Source organism: Ideonella aquatica (assembly GCF_018069755.1).
In the GTDB taxonomy this organism is placed as follows: Bacteria; Pseudomonadota; Gammaproteobacteria; order Burkholderiales; family Burkholderiaceae_C; genus Ideonella; species Ideonella aquatica.
The window spans coordinates 354,179-370,155 of record NZ_JAGQDE010000002.1 but is presented as its reverse complement, the minus strand read 5'-3'; the positions used below and the strand labels follow the sequence as shown (position 1 = coordinate 370,155).

Here is a 15,977-nt window from a genome sequence, read left to right as displayed (position 1 = left end):
GCGACGGTTCAGCGGCGTGGCGGCGCCCGGTCAGCCGGCACCAGGCCGGCCAGCTCCAGCTGCGACAGCAACAGCCGCACCAAGGTGGGCACGCTGGAGCGGCCGGTGTCCAGCGTGTAGCTGGCCACCTCGCGGTACAGCGGATCGCGTTCACGGTAGAGGTTGCGCAGGCGGGTCAGCGGGTCACCACCTTGCAGCAGTGGGCGCTGCTGGTCGTTGCGCAGGCGGCGCGCGAGGTCTTCGGGCGAGGAGCGCAGATAGACCACCGGGCCCGCGGCACGCAGCACCGCGCGGTTGGCCTCGCGCAACACCACACCACCGCCAGTGGCCATCACCAACGGAGCCGCGCCCGCCGCCTGCGCCAACTCAGCCAGCGTGGCGGACTCGATCGCGCGGAAGCTGCCCTCGCCCATGCGCTCGAAATGGACTCGAATGGATTCGCCCAGGCGGCGTTCGATCTCGCCATCGGTGTCGACAAAGCGCCAGCCCAATTCGCGCGCGAGTTGGCGTCCGATCGTCGACTTGCCGCTGCCGGGCATGCCCACCAGTGAAATCATGGCTCTGAATGGAACTGCGGCGGCACCTTTCGGGTGCCGCCGCAGGGTCAAGAAAGGCGGGCTGCGCTCAGTTCGGGTTGCTGCACACCGTGGCCGTGCCGTAAGGGCTGATCTGGAACGGCGGCGACGCGGAGGTGTTGTTGACCACGCTGGCCGGCACCGACAACCAAGCCGACTTGGTGGCGTTGCCCTCCGTGCCGCTGACCCCGGTGGCGGTGACCTTCAGCAGGAACTGCACCCAGCTGGCCGCCTCCTGCTGGTACTCGATCATCACGGTGGCCCGACCCGCAGCGTCGGTCGTGCCACTGACCACCGAAGCGAGCAGATCGGCCTGGCGCGGGTCAAGCTGACCGTTGCCATTGGTGTCCTCGCCCGTGTTCAGCGCGCCATTGCGGTTCAGGTCTTCGTTGGCGCAGACCACCGCGGGCCGCGTGCCCACCACAGGCGTCTGCACCCACTTGCCACCGGACACCACCCATTGGCCCTTGGCGTAGTCGGTGGCCTCCACCGTGGTGCTGATCGTCACGCCGGGCACCGGGGCACCCGACGAGTCAGACACCAGCACGCCGTAACGCTTGATGTAGGTGAGCTTGGTATCGCCAATCTCGATCTCCTGGTTGGTGCCCAGGCTGATGGACAAGGGCGAGTTGGTGACCGTGCCCACCGTGGTGACCGAGTTCGGGCAGGTGCCAATCGCGAAATCCTGGCTGTCGTAGCAGGCCCGGATGGTCAGGCCATCGGTGGGGCTGGAGCGGGTGCCCGGGATGTACGAGGTGGTCACCGAGCCGTCGGCCGCGGTGTAGAGCTGCGCCGTGCCATTGGCAAAGGTGCCGCCCACATTGTTGGCGTCGCCATTGAGGTCCAGGCGCACCCGCATGTTGGCAATGCCCTTGTTGCTCGCGTCCTGGAACAAGACGCGCACCTGGGCCTGGTTGGTGGTCTTGCCGGGCTCGTTGACCGCCACCTTGCGCGGTTCCATCGAGACACGCTTGGCCGAGACGGTGCCCACGGCCGGCGGCACCGTGCCCGAGGCCTTGATCTGGACCGTTGCCGTGTTGCTGGTACCGCCAGCCGTGGCCGTGACCACCAGCGAGCCGTCGATCGACGGGGCCGTGTAGGTGTAGGTGTAGGCGCCCGCCGTGTCGGTGGTGCCCACCACGGTGGCCAGACCCGGCGCCGAGACCGAGATGCTCTGACCGGTCATCGGCAGCGCATTGGCGTCGGCCAGCAGGTAGCGGATGGTGTTGCCGGCCGAACCCGGCGACACGGCGCTGGCGTAGGTGGCGCTCAGATTGGCGCCGGTGACCTGCACCGCGGTGCTCCTGGTGATCGAGCCGCTGGTGGCCGAGAGGTTGAAGGCGCGATTGGACTTGTCGCTGCCGATCGTGACCTTGGCGGTCAGCGTGCCATCGGTGCCGGTCACGGTGCCTGATGGGGTGATGATGGCGGCGAGATCGTCGACGGTGATGGTCACCGGCGCCTCGGCCACGGTGTTGCGCTTGGCATCCACGGCGGTGACCGTCAGCGTGACTTCGTCGCCCCCGGAGTTGGCGATCGCGCTGGACGACAGGGCCATGACCAGGTCGCCCACCGCCACCTGGCTGTCGGTGACGCTGATCGAGGTGCTGCCACTGGCGCTGCCGCTGGTGGCCGTGACCTTGATGCTGCCCACCGCGGTGGCGCTGGACGATTCGACGGTGGCCGTGACCGTGCCGTCGGTCCCGGTGGTGCTGCTGGCCGTGGTGACCTGGCCGCCGTTGTCCGCGGTGATGCTCACCGTGGCGCCCGACACCACCTGGCTGGAGGCATCCACCGCCGTGACGGTGACCGTCACGGCCGCGGGCGTGCTGAGGTCAATGCTGGTGTTGGCGCTGGTCACGGAGACACGGAGCTGGGACACCGAGCCGTCGCCATCGCACCCCAGCGAGCAAGTGCCCGTCTTGTCACCACCGCCGCCACACGCCGCGAGACCCACGCTCACCGCCAGTGTCGCACCCCAGGCACGCAGTCCTCGCATCACCTTCGCTCCCATCATGTCTGTCTCTCCGAGCCTCAACGTGCCAGGCTTGCTCAACGCGCGCCAGTGCGATCGGTCACCACCTTCGGGGTGATGAAGATCAGCAGTTCGGTCCGGTTGCTGAAGCGCACCCGGTTCTTGAACAGGTTGCCCACCCAGGGGATGTCACCCAGGAAGGGCACCTTGTTGACTTCGTCGCCGTCATTCTGGGTGAAGATGCCGCCCAGCACGACGGTGCCGCCATTCTCGACCAGCACCTGGGTCTTGGCGCGCTTGGTGTTGATCACCGGGCCCGCAGTGGTGGTCACGCCACGGCTGTCCTTGTAGACGGCCACGTCGAGCAGCACGCTGCCCTCCGGCGTGATCTGCGGCGTCACTTCCAGACGCAGGCTGGCCTTGCGGAACTGCACCGAGGTGTTGCCCGCGGTGGAGGCCACCAGGTAGGGAATCTCTTCGCCCTGCTCGATCTCGGCCTTGATCTGGTCGGCCGTGATGACGCGCGGGCTGGAGACGATCTTGCCCTTGCCCTCGGCCTCCAGGGCTGACAGCTCCAGGTTCAGGAATCGGTTGGCGGTGGCGCTGAACAGCGTCAGCGCGATGTTGGCCGCGGCTTCGGTGCTGATCGAGCCGGTATTGGCCGGCAGGTTCACGACCTGGGTGTTGTTGTAGCTGGTGGCGGTGTTGGGCGTCTGGCCGGTCTGGATGCCGGTGTTGACGTAGTTGCCGCCGATGCTGACGTAGTTGCCGCCGCCGACGCTGTAACCCGGCACGCCACCACGCAGACCACGCAGGTCGGCCACGCCCAGCTTGGCGCCCAGCGAGCGACCGAACTTGTCATCAGCCTCGACGATGCGGGCCTCGATCAACACCTGGCGCACCGGAATGTCGATCTTGGCGATCATCTGCTGCACCTCCTCCAGCTTGGAGGGGATGTCCGAGACGAAGAGCTGGTTGGTACGCTGCTCGAACAACACCGAGCCGCGCGGCGACAGGATGCGCGTGGCGTTGTTGCCGCCACTGTTGGCCGAGCTGGAACCGGTACCCGCGCTGGTGCCGATCAGGGCCTTGGCCACGTCCTCGGACTTGGTGTAGTTCAGCTGGAAGGCCTGCGTGCGCAGCGGTTCGAGTTCGGAGATCTTCTTCTTGGCCTCAAGCTCGACCTGCTCCTTGGCGGCCAGCTCATCCTTCGGAGCGATCCACAGCACGTTGCCGGACTTGCGCATGCCCAGGCCCTTGGCCTGCAGGATGATGTCCAGCGCCTGGTCCCAGGGCACGTCCTTCAGCCGCAGCGTGACATTGCCGCTGACGGTGTCGCTGGTCACGACGTTGAAGCTGGAGAAATCGGCGATGACCTGCAGCAGCGAGCGGATCTCGATGTTCTGGAAGTTCAGCGACAACTTGTCGCCCCGGTAGCCCGGCCCCTGCGACAGCTTGTTGGGATCCTGCTTGAGCGGACGAACCTCCAGCACGAACTGGGTGTCGGTCTGGTAGGCGCTGTGCTCCCAGGCCCCCCGCGGTTCGACCAGCATGCGCACGCGGTCACCGGCCTGGGTGGTGGAGACCGATTGCACCGGCGAGCCGAAGTCCGACACGTCGAGCTTGCGACGCAGGCGCTCGGGCAGCGTGGAGCGCAGGAACTCGACCACCAGGTTCTGGCCTTGCTGGCGCAGATCAACGCCGACCTGGGTGTTGGCCAGCGACACGACGACGCGACCGGCACCATCGGGCCCACGGCGGAAGTCGATGTCGCGAATGGCCAGCTGTTCCTGGTTCTGGCTGGCCGCAAACGAGGGCTGAGCCGCCGTGCCTCCCGAGGCGTCGGCTGCCGACACCGACGCGCCGTCGAGCAGCACCAGCAGGGTGGTGCCCTGGACCTGGGTGCGGTAGTTGGCGGCTTGCTTGAGGTTCAGCACCAGGCGGGTGCGCTCACCAGCACTGGCGACGCTGACGCTGCGCACATTGCCCTGGGCCACATCCACGCTGGCGCGGCCCAGGCCGTTGCCGACACCAGGCAGGTCGATGGCCACCCGCGGCGGCGACTGGATGACGAACCCCCCCGGGTTGCCGGCCAGCGGTTCAGTGAGCTCGATGCGCACGACATCGCTGCCGCCCTGCTGGGAGGCGGTGATCGAGCGGACCAGGTTCTCGGCACTGGCCAGACCCGACCAGAGCATTCCTGCCGCCAGGACCAGCGCAGCGCTGACTCGACTCCTCATCTTGCGTGACTCCAACCCGTTGTTCATTGCGCCTTCTCCTGTAGCTGGAGGGTGCTGGTGCGCTCGATCCATTCACCCGCTGCGTCCTGCACGATCTCACGCAGCGTCACGTCTCTCTCGGTGATGCGGGTGATGCGGCCGAAGTTCTGGCCCATGTATTCGCCCGCCTTCACGTAATGCAGCAGGTTGTCGACCCGGATCAGCGCGAAAGGCTTGCCGGCGCGCGTCACGCTGCCCACCATCGCCATGCTGTCCAGAGGAAAGGCCTCAAGGGGCTCCTTGCGGCGGCGCATCTCGGAGGCCAGCACCGCATTGGGCTGGCGCGTGATCTGCGAGGTGGCGGCCATCTTGCGCGGATTGAAAGGCTCCAGCGCCTTGGCCGACAGGTAGGGCTGCGGCACGAACTTGGTGGGCGGCGCGATCGGCTCGACGCGCGGCCGGATCTCGTTGCGCTGCTGCTCCATCCAGGCGCGCAATTCATCGTTGCCGTCGGAGCAGGCCGACAGCAGGGCCAGAAGGCCGATGCCCAGCGGCAGGGCGGTCCAGCGCGGGCTCATGACGAGCCTCCCTTCCTCTTGTTGTCGGCGGCCGCGGCCCGCTTGACCTCGGCCACTTCGGCGGCGTCGAGGTAGCGGTAGGTGCGCGCGGTGGCTTCCATCACGAGGTTGCCGCTGGTGTCCTTGGTCACCGGTACCAGGCTCAGGTTGTGCAGCGTGACGATGCGCGACAGATTGGCCACATCGGCCGCGAAGGCACCCACGTCATGGAAGCGGCCCACCACGCGCAGCGAGATCGGCAGCTCGGCGTAGTAGTCCTTGACCACCACCTGGCCGGGGCGGAACAGCTCGAACTGCAACCCGCGACCGATGCCGGCTTGGTTAATGTCGGACAGCAGGGCGTCCATCTCAGCCTTGCCGGGCAGCTGCTTCTCGAGCTGGGTCACGTACTCCTGAACCTGCTCCTTCTGCTTGCGCAGCTCGGCCAGGTTCACCGCCTGGCCCAGCTTGCTGCGGAACTCTTCCTTCAGCTTGGGCTCGCGCTCGCGGGCGGCATCGAGTTCTTCGGAGGCGCCGCTGAGCAACGCCGGCCAGCCCAGCAACACCACACCCAGCATGACCAGCAGCCAGACGGTGAACTTGGGAATCAGCGGCCATTGGCCCGGCTGCTTGGGATCGAGTTCGCGGAACTGCCGGCTCAGCCCGCTCAGGCCGGCGGCGATGTCCACGCGTGGAACAGCTTGCTTGGTGGCCATCACTTGCCCTTTGCGACGTCGGAGGCGGCGCCAGCGCCGGGCTTGGCCGGCGACTGCGGACGCTTGATCGTGACGCGCAGGTTGAAGTCGAACAGCTTGCGCTGGTCACGGCCGATCAGCACATCCACAGCCTTGATCTCGATCAGCTCAGGACGCTCCAGCCAGGTCGAGTTGTAGGCGGTGTTGCGGAGCAACTCGGAGACGCGTTCGTTGGTCAGCGACAGGCCGTTGATGGTGACGGTGGTGCCGGCCTGGCGGACCGCCGTCAGGTAGACGCCTTCGGGCGTCTGCTTGGCCAGTTCGTCGAGCAGGTAGACCGGCACGTTGCGGTCGGTCTGCAGGTTTTCGACGGCCTGTTGGCGGGCCTTCAGGGCGTCGATCTCGGCGCGCAGCGTGGCAATGTCCTTGATCTGCTCGTCGAGCTTGGCGATCTCGCTCTGCAGGAAGGTGTTGCGGTCCTGTTGGTTCGCGATCAGCTGCTGCAGCACGCCGTACCACAGGATCACGATGCCGACGCCGATCAGCGCCGCCAGGCCCAGCGCGGAATAGAACGCACGCTTGCGCTCCTGCCGGCGGGCCTCGCGGTGAGGCAGCAGGTTGATCAGGATCACTGCACGAACCTCCGCATCGCCAGGCCGCAGGCCGTCAGGTAGGCCGGCGCCTCACGCCGCAGCCGAGACTCGCGCACCGAGGGGCCCAGTTTCATGTTCTCGAAGGGGTTGACCACGCGGGACGGGAAGCCGGTCACGTCCTTGACCCGCTCGCGCAGGCCGGGCATGGAGGCGGTGCCGCCGGCCAGCATCACCTGGTGCACCTTGTGGTGCGGCGTGCTGGTGAAGAAGTACTGCAACGCCCGACCGACTTCGTGGGCCAGGCTGTCGACGAAGGGCGTCAGCAGCGTGGGCTCGTAGTCCTCGGGAAGATCACCGGAGATCTTCTTCTGCTCGGCCTCTTCGTAGGAGAAGCCGTATTGGCGCGAGATCAGCTGCGTCAGCTGCGAGCCGCCAAAGGACTGGTCGCGGTCGTAGAGCAACTCGCCATCGCGCAGGACCTTGAGGCTGGTGGTGTCGGCGCCGATCTCGAAGAGCGCGACCAGCGCGTCCTTGCCGGTCTCGGGCATGCCGGCCAGCACGCGCTGCATGGCCATGCGCGACGCGTGCGACTCGATGTCCAGCACAAGGGGCGTCAGGCCGGCCGCCTCGGCCAGGCCCTGGCGATCCTGCACGCGGTCTTTGCGCGAGGCAGCGATCAGCACGTCGACATCACCCGGCGAATTGGCGTTCGGGCCGATGACGCAGAAATCCAGGCTGACCTCGTCCAGTGAGAACGGGATGTACTGGTGCGCCTCGGACTCGACCTGGATCTCCATTTCGTCCTCGCGCAGCCCGGCAGGCAGCACGATGCGCTTGGTGATCACGGCCGATTGCGGCATGGCCATCACGACCTGCCGGGTCTTGGTGCCGCTGCGGTTGACGACGCGGCGAACCGCGTCGGCGACCTCCTCGAACTTTTCGACCTGGCCGTCGACGATCCAGCCCTTCTCGAAGGGCTCGCTGGCAAGCCGCTCAAGAATGGGCTCTCCGGCGGCGGTCTGACCCAATTCCACCAGCTTGACGCTGGAGGTACTGACATCCAGGCCCACCATCGGAGGGTGCTTGCGGCCCAGCAGGCGATCAAGAAAACCCACGAAAAGAGGCTCCAGCGACCACAGTTCGCAGCCGCAAAGTTAACAAAGCACTTCAATCCTATCAGCAAGATTGTTGTGAAACCAAGGTTTTGCGGGGGCCACGATGGGGGGGGCGTTGCGATTCGCGCAAAGCTTCGTCAAATGTTGGCTGATGTTTACCTCTGGTTGCAGGGGTCGGCGACGCTCGGGCACCGCGCCGCGACGGCCCGACAAGGGGGGCTTCCTATAATCCCGCCGCCAACGGACACCCCATGAGCGAACCAGACAGTGACACGCCCGCCGCCAGCCCGAGTCCCGCTCGGGCCCGTCTCCCGCTGATCGGCGCGCTGGGGCGCCTGCTGCTGCTGTTGCTGGCCATCGGATTGGCGGGGGTGGCCTGCGGAGGTATCGCGCTGGCACTGGCCTACCGCAACCTGCCCGACCTGGGAGCACTGACCGACTACCGGCCCAAGCTGCCGATGCGGGTGTTCTCGGCCGAAGGCACGCTGCTGGGCGAATTCGGCGATGAACGCCGGCAGTTCGTGGCCTTTGGCGACATCCCGCGGGTGATGAAGGAAGCGGTGCTGGCCATTGAGGACGCCCGCTTCTATGAGCATGGCGGCGTCGACTACCGCGGCGTGCTGCGCGCCGCCCTGGAGAACCTGCGCGACGCCCACAGCCAGGGCGCCTCCACCATCACCATGCAGGTGGCGCGCAACTTCTACCTGTCGACCGAGAAGACGCTGACCCGCAAACTCTACGAGGTGCTGCTGGCGCTGGACATCGAGCGCCACATGAGCAAGGAGCAGATCCTCGAGGTCTACATGAACCAGATCTACCTGGGGCAGCGGGCCTACGGCTTTGCCGCCGCCAGCGAGATCTATTTCGGCAAGCCGCTGAAGGACCTGACGATTGCCGAGGCGGCGATGCTGGCCGGCCTGCCCAAGGCACCGTCGGCCTACAACCCGATTGCCAACCCGCGCCGCGCCGCCACCCGCCAGCAGTACATCATCGACCGCATGCTGGACAACGGCTTCATCAACGCCGAGCAGCACGCCCAGGCCAAGGCCCAGGTGCTCAAGCTGCGCCGGCCCACCGACATGCCGGTGCATGCCGAGTACGTGGCCGAGACCGCGCGCCAGCTGATCTACAGCCAGTACGGCCCCGACGCCTACACCCGCGGCCTGCACGTCTACACCACCATCCGTGCAGCCGACCAGTCCGCCGCCTACCGGGCGCTGCGCAAGGGCCTGATGGACTATGAGCGCCGTCAGGTCTACCGCGGCCCGGAAGCCTTCGTCGACCTGCCGGCCGATCCCAAGGCCGTGGATGCCCGCGTGGCCGAGGCACTGGGCGAGCGCCCTGACAACGACGAATTGCGCGCCGCGGTGGTGCTCGAGGCCTCACCGAAGAAGGTGGTCGCCGCACTGCAGTCGGGCGACCTGGTCACGGTGACCGGTGACGGCCTGCGCCCGGTCACCTCCGGCCTGTCCTCGAAGGCCGAACCCAAGGTGCAGATCCGGCGCGGCGCTGTGGTGCGCATCATCAAGAACGCCAAGGGCGACTGGACCATGACTCAGCTGCCTGAGGTCGAAGGCGCCTTCGTCTCGATGGATCCCCGCACCGGTGCGCTGGTGGCCCTGGTGGGCGGCTTCGACTGGGGCAAGAACAAGTTCAACCACGTCACCCAGGCCTGGCGCCAGCCGGGCTCCAGCTTCAAGCCCTTCATCTATTCGGCTGCGCTGGAGAAGGGTTTCACGCCCAGCACGGTCGTCAACGACGGGCCGCTGTTCTTCGACGCCGGCAGCACCGGCAGCCAGCCCTGGGAGCCCAAGAACTACGACGGCACCTTTGACGGACCAATTCCGCTGCGCCGTGCGCTGGCCAAGTCGAAGAACATGGTGTCGATCCGCGTGCTGCAGTCGATCGGCGTGGGCTACGCGCGCGACTGGGTCACCCGCTTCGGCTTTGACCGCGAGCGCCACGACCCCTACCTGACCATGGCCCTGGGCGCCGGCTCGGTGACGCCGCTGCAGATGGTCACCGCCTACGGCGTGTTCGCCAACGGCGGCCACCGCATGACGCCGCTGCTGGTATCCAAGGTCACCGATGACCGTGGCAAGCTGCTGTTCCAGGCGCCTGCGCGCGAGCTGACCGAGTCCTCACGGGCGATCGATGCGCGCAACGCCTTCCTGATGAGCAGCCTGCTGCAGGAGGTCACCCGCTCCGGCACCGCCGCCCGCGCCCAGGCCACACTCAAACGCAGCGACATCTACGGCAAGACCGGCACCACCAATGACTCGATGGACGCCTGGTTCGCCGGCTACCAACCCACGCTCGCCGCCGTGGTCTGGATCGGCTATGACACGCCGCGCAAGCTGGGCGACCGCGAAACCGGCGGCGGCCTGTCGCTGCCGGTGTGGATCGAGTACATGGCCAGCGCCCTGCAGGGCGTGCCAGTGGCCGAACTGCAGCCGCCCGAAGGCGTGGTCAATATCGGCAATGAGTGGTACTTCGAGGAGTTCGGTCCGGGCGCCGGCGTCGGCACGCTGCGCACCGAGGAAGAGGACCAGCGCGCCGTACCCCAGGCCCCCAGCGACGACGAGCGCCGCAGCATCCTGGACCTGTTCAAGCGCTGAGGGCCCGGCGGACGCCCGTCACGGCGCCGGTCGGCTCAGCGCGGCTTGAACGCCAGCGCCTGACCCGCCTGGGCACTGCCCTCCTGCGACAGCCGCTGCAGGAACTCCACGCCGTCGCGCGTGTCGCGCCAGGACTGGCCGTCCCAGCGGAAGTGGTAGCCGCCTCCCCGCGCCGCCATCCAGACCTCATGCAGCGGCGGCTGGGTGTTCAGGATGATCTTGCTGCCATTGGGGAACGACAATTCCAGCAGGCCACCGCTGCGGTGGGTGTCGATGTCGATCACATCCTCGTCGAGCCAGGCGTCGACCTGGCTTTCCACCGCGGACAGCAAGGCATGCGTGAGACGACGGTAGTCGGCGTCGTTGAGCAGGGAATCGGCGGGGGCAGACATCTCAGTAAGATCGCAGTCATGACAGCAAGTCCTTCGAGTGTAGAGCCTTCGATTCCCCTTCGTGCGGCACGGTGGCGCCATGCCTCGCTGTGGTGCACCGCGGCCGCGCTGGCACTGCTGGCGGGCTGTGGGCAACGCGGCCCGCTGCAGAGGGTGGACGCCCGCCCTGCAGCCCTGTCCGCCTCGGCAGTCACCCCGGCCAGCGCCCCCAGCCGCTGAGACGGATACGGCCATGAAAAAGGCCACCCGAAGGTGGCCTTGGCTTCTGTGCGGCGGACCTGCCGAAGCAGGCCTGCGCCAGGATCAGAAGTTGTGCTGGATACCGAAGTCGTAGCCGGTCTTCGGGCCGATGGCGTCGGTGCCACCCACCTTGGCGTAGTCGGCGAACACCTTGGTGCGCTTGGACAGGTTGTAGTGGTAGCCCACGCCAACCTTCTTGTAGTTGCCAGCCACGGCCGTGTTGGCGTCGCCGACAGCGTAGCCGACCTTGAAGTCGCCAGCGCCGAACGGGATGTTGGCGCCCAGCAGGTAGCCCTTGCCATCCACGTTGGCAGCGGTGGTGCCCTTCGAGTAGCCAGCCGACAGGGTGGCGAAGCCGAAGTTGTAACGAGCGCCCAGCGAGATTTGCTTGTCGTCAGCAGCCGAGCCGTTTTCGTAGGCCAGACCGACGAACAGGGGACCCGCCGCGTAGTTGGCAGCGAAGGCCATGGCGCGGTTGTCGTTGCCACCGTTGTTGGTCGAGTCAGCAACCTGGGCAGCCAGGTTGAAGCCGTTGGTGCTCAGGTGGTACTCGATCTGCGAGTTGTAGCGCACGCGGGCGCCGCCTTGCAGCATGCCGACGCCGCGCAGGGCGGCCTGGGTGTCACCACCGAACGGGTCGATCTGGTTTTGCACCATCAGGAAGCCGACGACGTAGTCGCGGCCCATGCGGATGTGGCCCCAGTCGCCCATCAGGCCGACGGTGGAGTAGCCGTTCCAGAAGCGGGCATTGGCCTGGCCGTCTTGCGGCGAGAAGCGGTGCTCGATACCGAACGTGGCCTTCAGGCCGCCGCCCATGTCCTCAACACCCTTGAAGCCCAGGCGGCTGCCGGCGACGTCCAACAGGGTCTTGTCGGTGGTGGCGACAGCCTTGCCAGCTTCGATGTTCAGCTTGCCGTAGATGGTGACCGACGATTGGGCCGAGGCGGTACCGGCGACAGCGCCGAGCACGGCCAGAGCGAGCAGAGATTTTTTCATTTCAACTATCTCCTAGGTTGAACAAGAGGTCCCGATCGGGAGAGAACCCGGATCACCTGGACAGGTGGGGCTGATCAGGCCAACCTCCTCATCGGAAGTTGCCGATATTGCACCAGAGGGAGCCCGGGACTGCCAGCCTTTGGCCAGTAAATAGAAAGTGCCTGTTGTCTGGCAACAACGTGCAACCAAATCCCTACCACGGAATGCGCGTCCGAGGGCATCCCCAGCCCCCAGACGGCTTCAAGCCGGTCGGACTTCAACCGTGGTGGTGATGGTCGCCGTCCGGCCCAGCATCGCCGTGGCCGAGCAGTACTTTTCATGGGACAGGGCCACCGCTCGCTCCACCGCCGGTTGCGGCAGGTCGCGGCCGCTGACGATGAAGTGCAGGTTCAGCGCGGTGAACACCTTCGGGTCGGTCGTGGCCCGCTCGGCCTGGATGCGGACCTCGCAACCGGTCACCGCATGGCGGCCGCGCTGCAGGATCAGCACCACGTCATAGGCCGTGCAGCCGCCAGCGCCCACCAGCAGGGTCTCCATCGGGCGCGGCGCCAGGTTGCGGCCGCCGCCTTCGGGTGCGCCATCCATGGCCAGTGTGTGGCCGCTGCCGGTCTCGGCCAGCATCACCATGCCTGCGTCCGCCACCCAGCGCACCGTGCATTCCATCGATTTCTCCTGTGGTTCCGTGCAGCGCGCCACCTCCGGGCGCGCAGAGCGTGAATTATGCGGGCCTAGTGGACCCCCTCTAGTCAGGGATATTGCAGTGCACCATAAGTCCCGCTAGACTGCGTTCATCGCATCGGGAAACGTTTTCCGATGCCCCGGTTGTCTCCTCCACCTCCTCCATTGGTGGATTGGCCCGAAGCCTCACGGCTTCGGGCTTTTTTCTTGGGGCCCCCGGTATCATGACGCGCTGCAGCAGCGACGTCGGGCCCTTCCGCCAGGGTCGCGCGCCCACCCAACCCTACAGGAGAGACGCCCATGGCCGGCGCCCCCCGCCAGCCGCGTGCGCGCACGCGCGCGGCCGCCCCGCAACGCCCCGCCACCACCGACTACCTGCGCCGCATCCTGACGGCCAAGGTCTACGACGTGGCCATCGAATCGCCGCTGGAGCCCGCCCGCGCGCTGAGCCGGCGCACCGGCAACCACGTGCTGCTCAAGCGCGAAGACCTGCAGCCGGTGTTCAGCTTCAAGCTGCGCGGCGCCTACAACAAGATGGCCCACCTGACGCCCGAGCAGCTGCAGCGCGGCGTCATCTGCGCCTCGGCCGGCAACCACGCCCAGGGCGTGGCGCTGGGTGCGCGCAAGCTGGGTTGCCGTGCGGTGATCGTGATGCCGGTGACCACACCCAAGGTCAAGGTCGATGCGGTGGGCGCGCTGGGCGGCGAGGTGGTGCTGCACGGCGAGAGCTACACCGATGCCTACGGCCATGCGGTCGAGCTGGAAAAGGCCCAGGGCCTGACCTTCGTCCACCCCTTTGACGACCCCGACGTGATCGCCGGCCAGGGCACGATCGCGATGGAGATCCTGCGCCAGCACCAGGGCCCGATCGAGGCGGTGTTCGTGGCGATTGGCGGCGGCGGACTGATCTCGGGCGTGGCCGCGTACATCAAGGCGGTGCGCCCCGAGATCAAGGTGATCGGCGTGCAGACCGTGGACTCTGACGCCATGATCCGCTCGGTCCAGGCCGGCAAGCGCGTGCAACTGGCCGACGTGGGCCTGTTCGCCGACGGCACCGCGGTGAAGCTGGTCGGCGAGGAGACCTTCCGCATCGCCCGTGAGCTGGTGGACGACTACGTGCGCGTCACCACCGATGAGCTGTGCGCCGCGATGAAGGACATCTTCCAGGACACCCGCAACGTGGTCGAACCCTCGGGCGCGCTGGGCGTGGCCGGCATGAAGCAGTACCTGCAGACGCATCAGCTCAAGGGCAAGACGGTGGTGGCGGTGAACTGCGGCGCCAACATGAACTTCGACCGCCTGCGTTTCGTCGCCGAACGGGCCGAGTTCGGCGAACGGCGCGAGGCCCTGTTTGCGGTGACCATCCCCGAGGAGCGCGGCAGCTTCCGACGCTTTTGCGAGCTGGTCGGCACGCGCAGCGTGACCGAGTTCAACTACCGCATCTCGGATGCCCGTGTGGCGCATGTCTTCGTGGGCGTGAGCATCAGCAAGCGCGACGAGGCCGAGAAGATCGAGCGCAGCTTCGTCAAGCACGGCTTTGCCACCGTCAACCTGACCGACGATGAGTTGGCCAAGGAGCATGTGCGCCACATGGTGGGCGGGCGCAGCGAGCTGGCGCGCGACGAGCGCCTGTACCGCTTCGAATTCCCTGAGCGGCCGGGCGCGCTGATGCGCTTCCTGTCAGCGATGCACCCCGACTGGAACATCAGCCTGTTCCACTACCGCAACCAGGGCGCCGACTACGGCCGCATCCTGGTGGGCATGCAGGTGCCCAAGGCCGACAAGAAGGCCTTCAAGGACTTCCTCGCGACGCTGGCCTACCCCTGCGTCGACGAGACCGACAACCCGGTCTACCAGCTGTTCCTGAAATGAACGACGAACTCTTCGCCAAGGGTCTGGCCACGCGCCGCGAGGTGCTGGGCGCCGATTACGTGGACAACGCGATCAAGAACGCCGACCCGTTCAGCCTGCCGCTGCAGGAGTTCGTCACCCAGGTCGCCTGGGGCGAGATCTGGAACCGCCCCGGCCTGCCGCGGCGCGACCGCAGCCTGCTGGTGCTGGCCATGCTGGTGGCACTGAACCGCCCGCACGAGCTGAAGCTGCACCTGAGGGGCGCGCTGAACAACGGCGTCACGCGCGAGGAGATCCGCGAGGCCTTCCTGCAGGCCGCCGTCTACTGCGGCGCGCCAGCAGCGATGGATGCCTTCCGCACCGCGCGTGAGGTGTTCGCCGCGATCGACGCGGAAGGCGCCGCCAGCCAGGCCTGACGACTCAACCGAGCAAGGCTTGCGCGAACTCGCGCGCGTCGAAGGTCTGCAGGTCTTCGAGCTTCTCGCCCACGCCGATGAAGTAGACCGGGATCGGCCGCTCGCGCGCGATGGCGGCCAGCACGCCGCCCTTGGCGGTGCCGTCCAGCTTGGTGACGATCAGGCCGGTCAGGCCCAGCGCGTCGTCGAAGGCCTTGACCTGCGCCAGCGCGTTCTGGCCAGTGTTGCCGTCCACCACCAGCAGCACCTCGTGCGGCGCGCTCTCGTCGGCCTTGGCGATCACGCGCTTGATTTTCTTGAGCTCCTCCATCAGGTGGAGCTGGGTGGGCAGCCGGCCGGCGGTGTCGGCGATCACCACGTCGGTGCCGCGGGCCTTGCCGGCGGTGACCGCATCAAAGCTCACCGCGGCCGGGTCGCCGCCTTCCTGGCTGACGATCTCCACCTGGTTGCGCCCGGCCCAGACCTGCAGCTGCTCGCGCGCCGCGGCGCGGAAGGTGTCGGCCGCGGCCAGCAGCACCTTGGCGTCATGCTCAGCCAGGTGACGCGTGAGCTTGCCGATGCTGGTGGTTTTGCCGGCGCCGTTGACGCCCACCACCATCATCACCGTCGGGTGATGCCGGCCCACCTCCAGCGGGCGCTGCAGCGGCTGGAGCAGATCGGTCACCGCGTCGGCCAGCAGGCCCTTCACGGCCGCGGGCTCGGTGGCCTTGGCCTCCTTGACGCGGCGCTTCAGGTCCTCGAGCAGGAACTCGGTGGCCTTGACGCCAGCATCGGCCATCAGCAGCGCCGCCTCGAGCTCCTCGTACAGCGCATCGTCAATCTGGGTGCCGGTGAAGACCTGGGCGATGCTGCTGCCGGTGCGCGCCAGGCCCTGGCGCAGCCGGCCCAGCCAGCTGGTGCGCGCCTCGGGCTTGGGCGTGGTCTCGACGACGGCGGGCAGCGTGGGCTCGGCAGCGGCCGGGGTGGAGGCCTCGGCCGGCGCGGGCGGCGGGGGCGACTTCTTGCGGAAGAAACTGAACATCCGCCGATTGTCGCCCGGCCCGCGGGCAAGCACCTG

14 protein-coding genes are annotated in these 15,977 nt (G+C 67.3%); 3 read left to right on the top strand and 11 right to left on the bottom strand.

Going from position 1 to position 15,977, the window contains the following annotated elements:
* Positions 1 to 8: 8 nt before the first annotated feature.
* From KAK06_RS03885 to KAK06_RS03855, 7 genes are all read right to left on the bottom strand, one after another.
* Positions 9 to 557: a shikimate kinase gene (locus KAK06_RS03885; protein WP_247652619.1), complete on the bottom strand. Its 549-nt coding sequence runs from the start codon at positions 555 to 557 to the stop codon at positions 9 to 11.
* Positions 558 to 624: 67 nt separating this feature from the next.
* Positions 625 to 2,436 (bottom strand): hypothetical protein, encoded by a 1,812-nt coding sequence (locus KAK06_RS03880; RefSeq protein WP_210800540.1) that lies wholly within the window; start codon positions 2,434 to 2,436, stop codon positions 625 to 627.
* A 191-nt stretch (positions 2,437 to 2,627) separates the two neighbouring features.
* Positions 2,628 to 4,790 carry a type IV pilus secretin PilQ gene (locus KAK06_RS03875; RefSeq protein ID WP_247652618.1) on the bottom strand — a complete coding sequence of 721 codons (2,163 nt, stop codon included), beginning with the start codon at positions 4,788 to 4,790 and terminating at the stop codon, positions 2,628 to 2,630.
* A 23-nt stretch (positions 4,791 to 4,813) separates the two neighbouring features.
* Entirely contained in the window at positions 4,814 to 5,347 is a 534-nt protein-coding gene (locus tag KAK06_RS03870) for a pilus assembly protein PilP (protein ID WP_210800537.1), read from the bottom strand.
* Positions 5,344 to 6,042: a type IV pilus inner membrane component PilO gene (locus tag KAK06_RS03865; RefSeq protein WP_210800535.1), complete on the bottom strand. Its 699-nt coding sequence runs from the start codon at positions 6,040 to 6,042 to the stop codon at positions 5,344 to 5,346. Before KAK06_RS03865 ends, KAK06_RS03870 begins: the two co-directional genes overlap by 4 nt.
* Positions 6,042 to 6,653 (bottom strand): PilN domain-containing protein, encoded by a 612-nt coding sequence (locus KAK06_RS03860; protein WP_210800533.1) that lies wholly within the window; start codon positions 6,651 to 6,653, stop codon positions 6,042 to 6,044. Before KAK06_RS03860 ends, KAK06_RS03865 begins: the two co-directional genes overlap by 1 nt.
* Positions 6,650 to 7,729 (bottom strand): pilus assembly protein PilM, encoded by a 1,080-nt coding sequence (locus tag KAK06_RS03855; RefSeq protein ID WP_375140873.1) that lies wholly within the window; start codon positions 7,727 to 7,729, stop codon positions 6,650 to 6,652. Before KAK06_RS03855 ends, KAK06_RS03860 begins: the two co-directional genes overlap by 4 nt.
* Before the next feature lie 251 nt (positions 7,730 to 7,980).
* Between KAK06_RS03855 and KAK06_RS03850 the strand changes: the two genes are divergently transcribed.
* On the top strand, positions 7,981 to 10,347 hold the full coding sequence (locus KAK06_RS03850) for a penicillin-binding protein 1A (protein ID WP_210800532.1): 2,367 nt from the start codon (positions 7,981 to 7,983) through the stop codon (positions 10,345 to 10,347).
* 35 nt (positions 10,348 to 10,382) lie between these two features.
* On the opposite strand, the gene cyaY is transcribed toward KAK06_RS03850, so the two are convergent.
* The 3 genes from cyaY to KAK06_RS03835 all read right to left on the bottom strand — a co-directional run bounded on the left by cyaY (position 10,383) and on the right by KAK06_RS03835 (position 12,638).
* Positions 10,383 to 10,739 (bottom strand): iron donor protein CyaY, encoded by a 357-nt coding sequence (gene cyaY / locus KAK06_RS03845; protein WP_210800530.1) that lies wholly within the window; start codon positions 10,737 to 10,739, stop codon positions 10,383 to 10,385.
* A 303-nt stretch (positions 10,740 to 11,042) separates the two neighbouring features.
* Positions 11,043 to 11,975 (bottom strand): porin, encoded by a 933-nt coding sequence (locus tag KAK06_RS03840; protein ID WP_210800528.1) that lies wholly within the window; start codon positions 11,973 to 11,975, stop codon positions 11,043 to 11,045.
* Positions 11,976 to 12,215: 240 nt separating this feature from the next.
* Complete coding sequence (locus tag KAK06_RS03835) at positions 12,216 to 12,638, bottom strand: OsmC family protein (RefSeq protein ID WP_210800526.1); 423 nt, start codon at positions 12,636 to 12,638, stop codon at positions 12,216 to 12,218.
* 315 nt (positions 12,639 to 12,953) lie between these two features.
* Here KAK06_RS03835 and ilvA point away from each other — a divergent pair, with 315 nt between their 5' ends.
* Together ilvA and KAK06_RS03825 are read left to right on the top strand one after the other, a co-directional pair.
* Entirely contained in the window at positions 12,954 to 14,525 is a 1,572-nt protein-coding gene (gene ilvA, locus KAK06_RS03830; protein WP_210800519.1) for a threonine ammonia-lyase, biosynthetic, read from the top strand.
* Positions 14,522 to 14,920, top strand: coding sequence for a carboxymuconolactone decarboxylase family protein (locus tag KAK06_RS03825; RefSeq protein WP_210800513.1), 399 nt, complete (start codon positions 14,522 to 14,524; stop codon positions 14,918 to 14,920). Before ilvA ends, KAK06_RS03825 begins: the two co-directional genes overlap by 4 nt.
* A 4-nt stretch (positions 14,921 to 14,924) precedes the next feature.
* Here KAK06_RS03825 and ftsY read toward each other — a convergent pair whose 3' ends face one another.
* Positions 14,925 to 15,941, bottom strand: coding sequence for a signal recognition particle-docking protein FtsY (gene ftsY, locus KAK06_RS03820; RefSeq protein ID WP_210800511.1), 1,017 nt, complete (start codon positions 15,939 to 15,941; stop codon positions 14,925 to 14,927).
* Positions 15,942 to 15,977: the final 36 nt, after the last annotated feature.

Coding starts and splice junctions, on each gene's coding strand:
- KAK06_RS03885 (WP_247652619.1), bottom strand. CDS start 557: ATGATTTCACTGGTGGGCATGCCCGGCAGCGGCAAGTCGACGATCGGA.
- KAK06_RS03875 (WP_247652618.1), bottom strand. CDS start 4,790: ATGAGGAGTCGAGTCAGCGCTGCGCTGGTCCTGGCGGCAGGAATGCTC.
- KAK06_RS03870 (WP_210800537.1), bottom strand. CDS start 5,347: ATGAGCCCGCGCTGGACCGCCCTGCCGCTGGGCATCGGCCTTCTGGCC.
- KAK06_RS03865 (WP_210800535.1), bottom strand. CDS start 6,042: ATGGCCACCAAGCAAGCTGTTCCACGCGTGGACATCGCCGCCGGCCTG.
- KAK06_RS03850 (WP_210800532.1), top strand. CDS start 7,981: ATGAGCGAACCAGACAGTGACACGCCCGCCGCCAGCCCGAGTCCCGCT.
- cyaY (WP_210800530.1), bottom strand. CDS start 10,739: ATGTCTGCCCCCGCCGATTCCCTGCTCAACGACGCCGACTACCGTCGT.
- KAK06_RS03840 (WP_210800528.1), bottom strand. CDS start 11,975: ATGAAAAAATCTCTGCTCGCTCTGGCCGTGCTCGGCGCTGTCGCCGGT.
- KAK06_RS03835 (WP_210800526.1), bottom strand. CDS start 12,638: ATGGAATGCACGGTGCGCTGGGTGGCGGACGCAGGCATGGTGATGCTG.
- ilvA (WP_210800519.1), top strand. CDS start 12,954: ATGGCCGGCGCCCCCCGCCAGCCGCGTGCGCGCACGCGCGCGGCCGCC.
- KAK06_RS03825 (WP_210800513.1), top strand. CDS start 14,522: ATGAACGACGAACTCTTCGCCAAGGGTCTGGCCACGCGCCGCGAGGTG.
- ftsY (WP_210800511.1), bottom strand. CDS start 15,941: ATGTTCAGTTTCTTCCGCAAGAAGTCGCCCCCGCCGCCCGCGCCGGCC.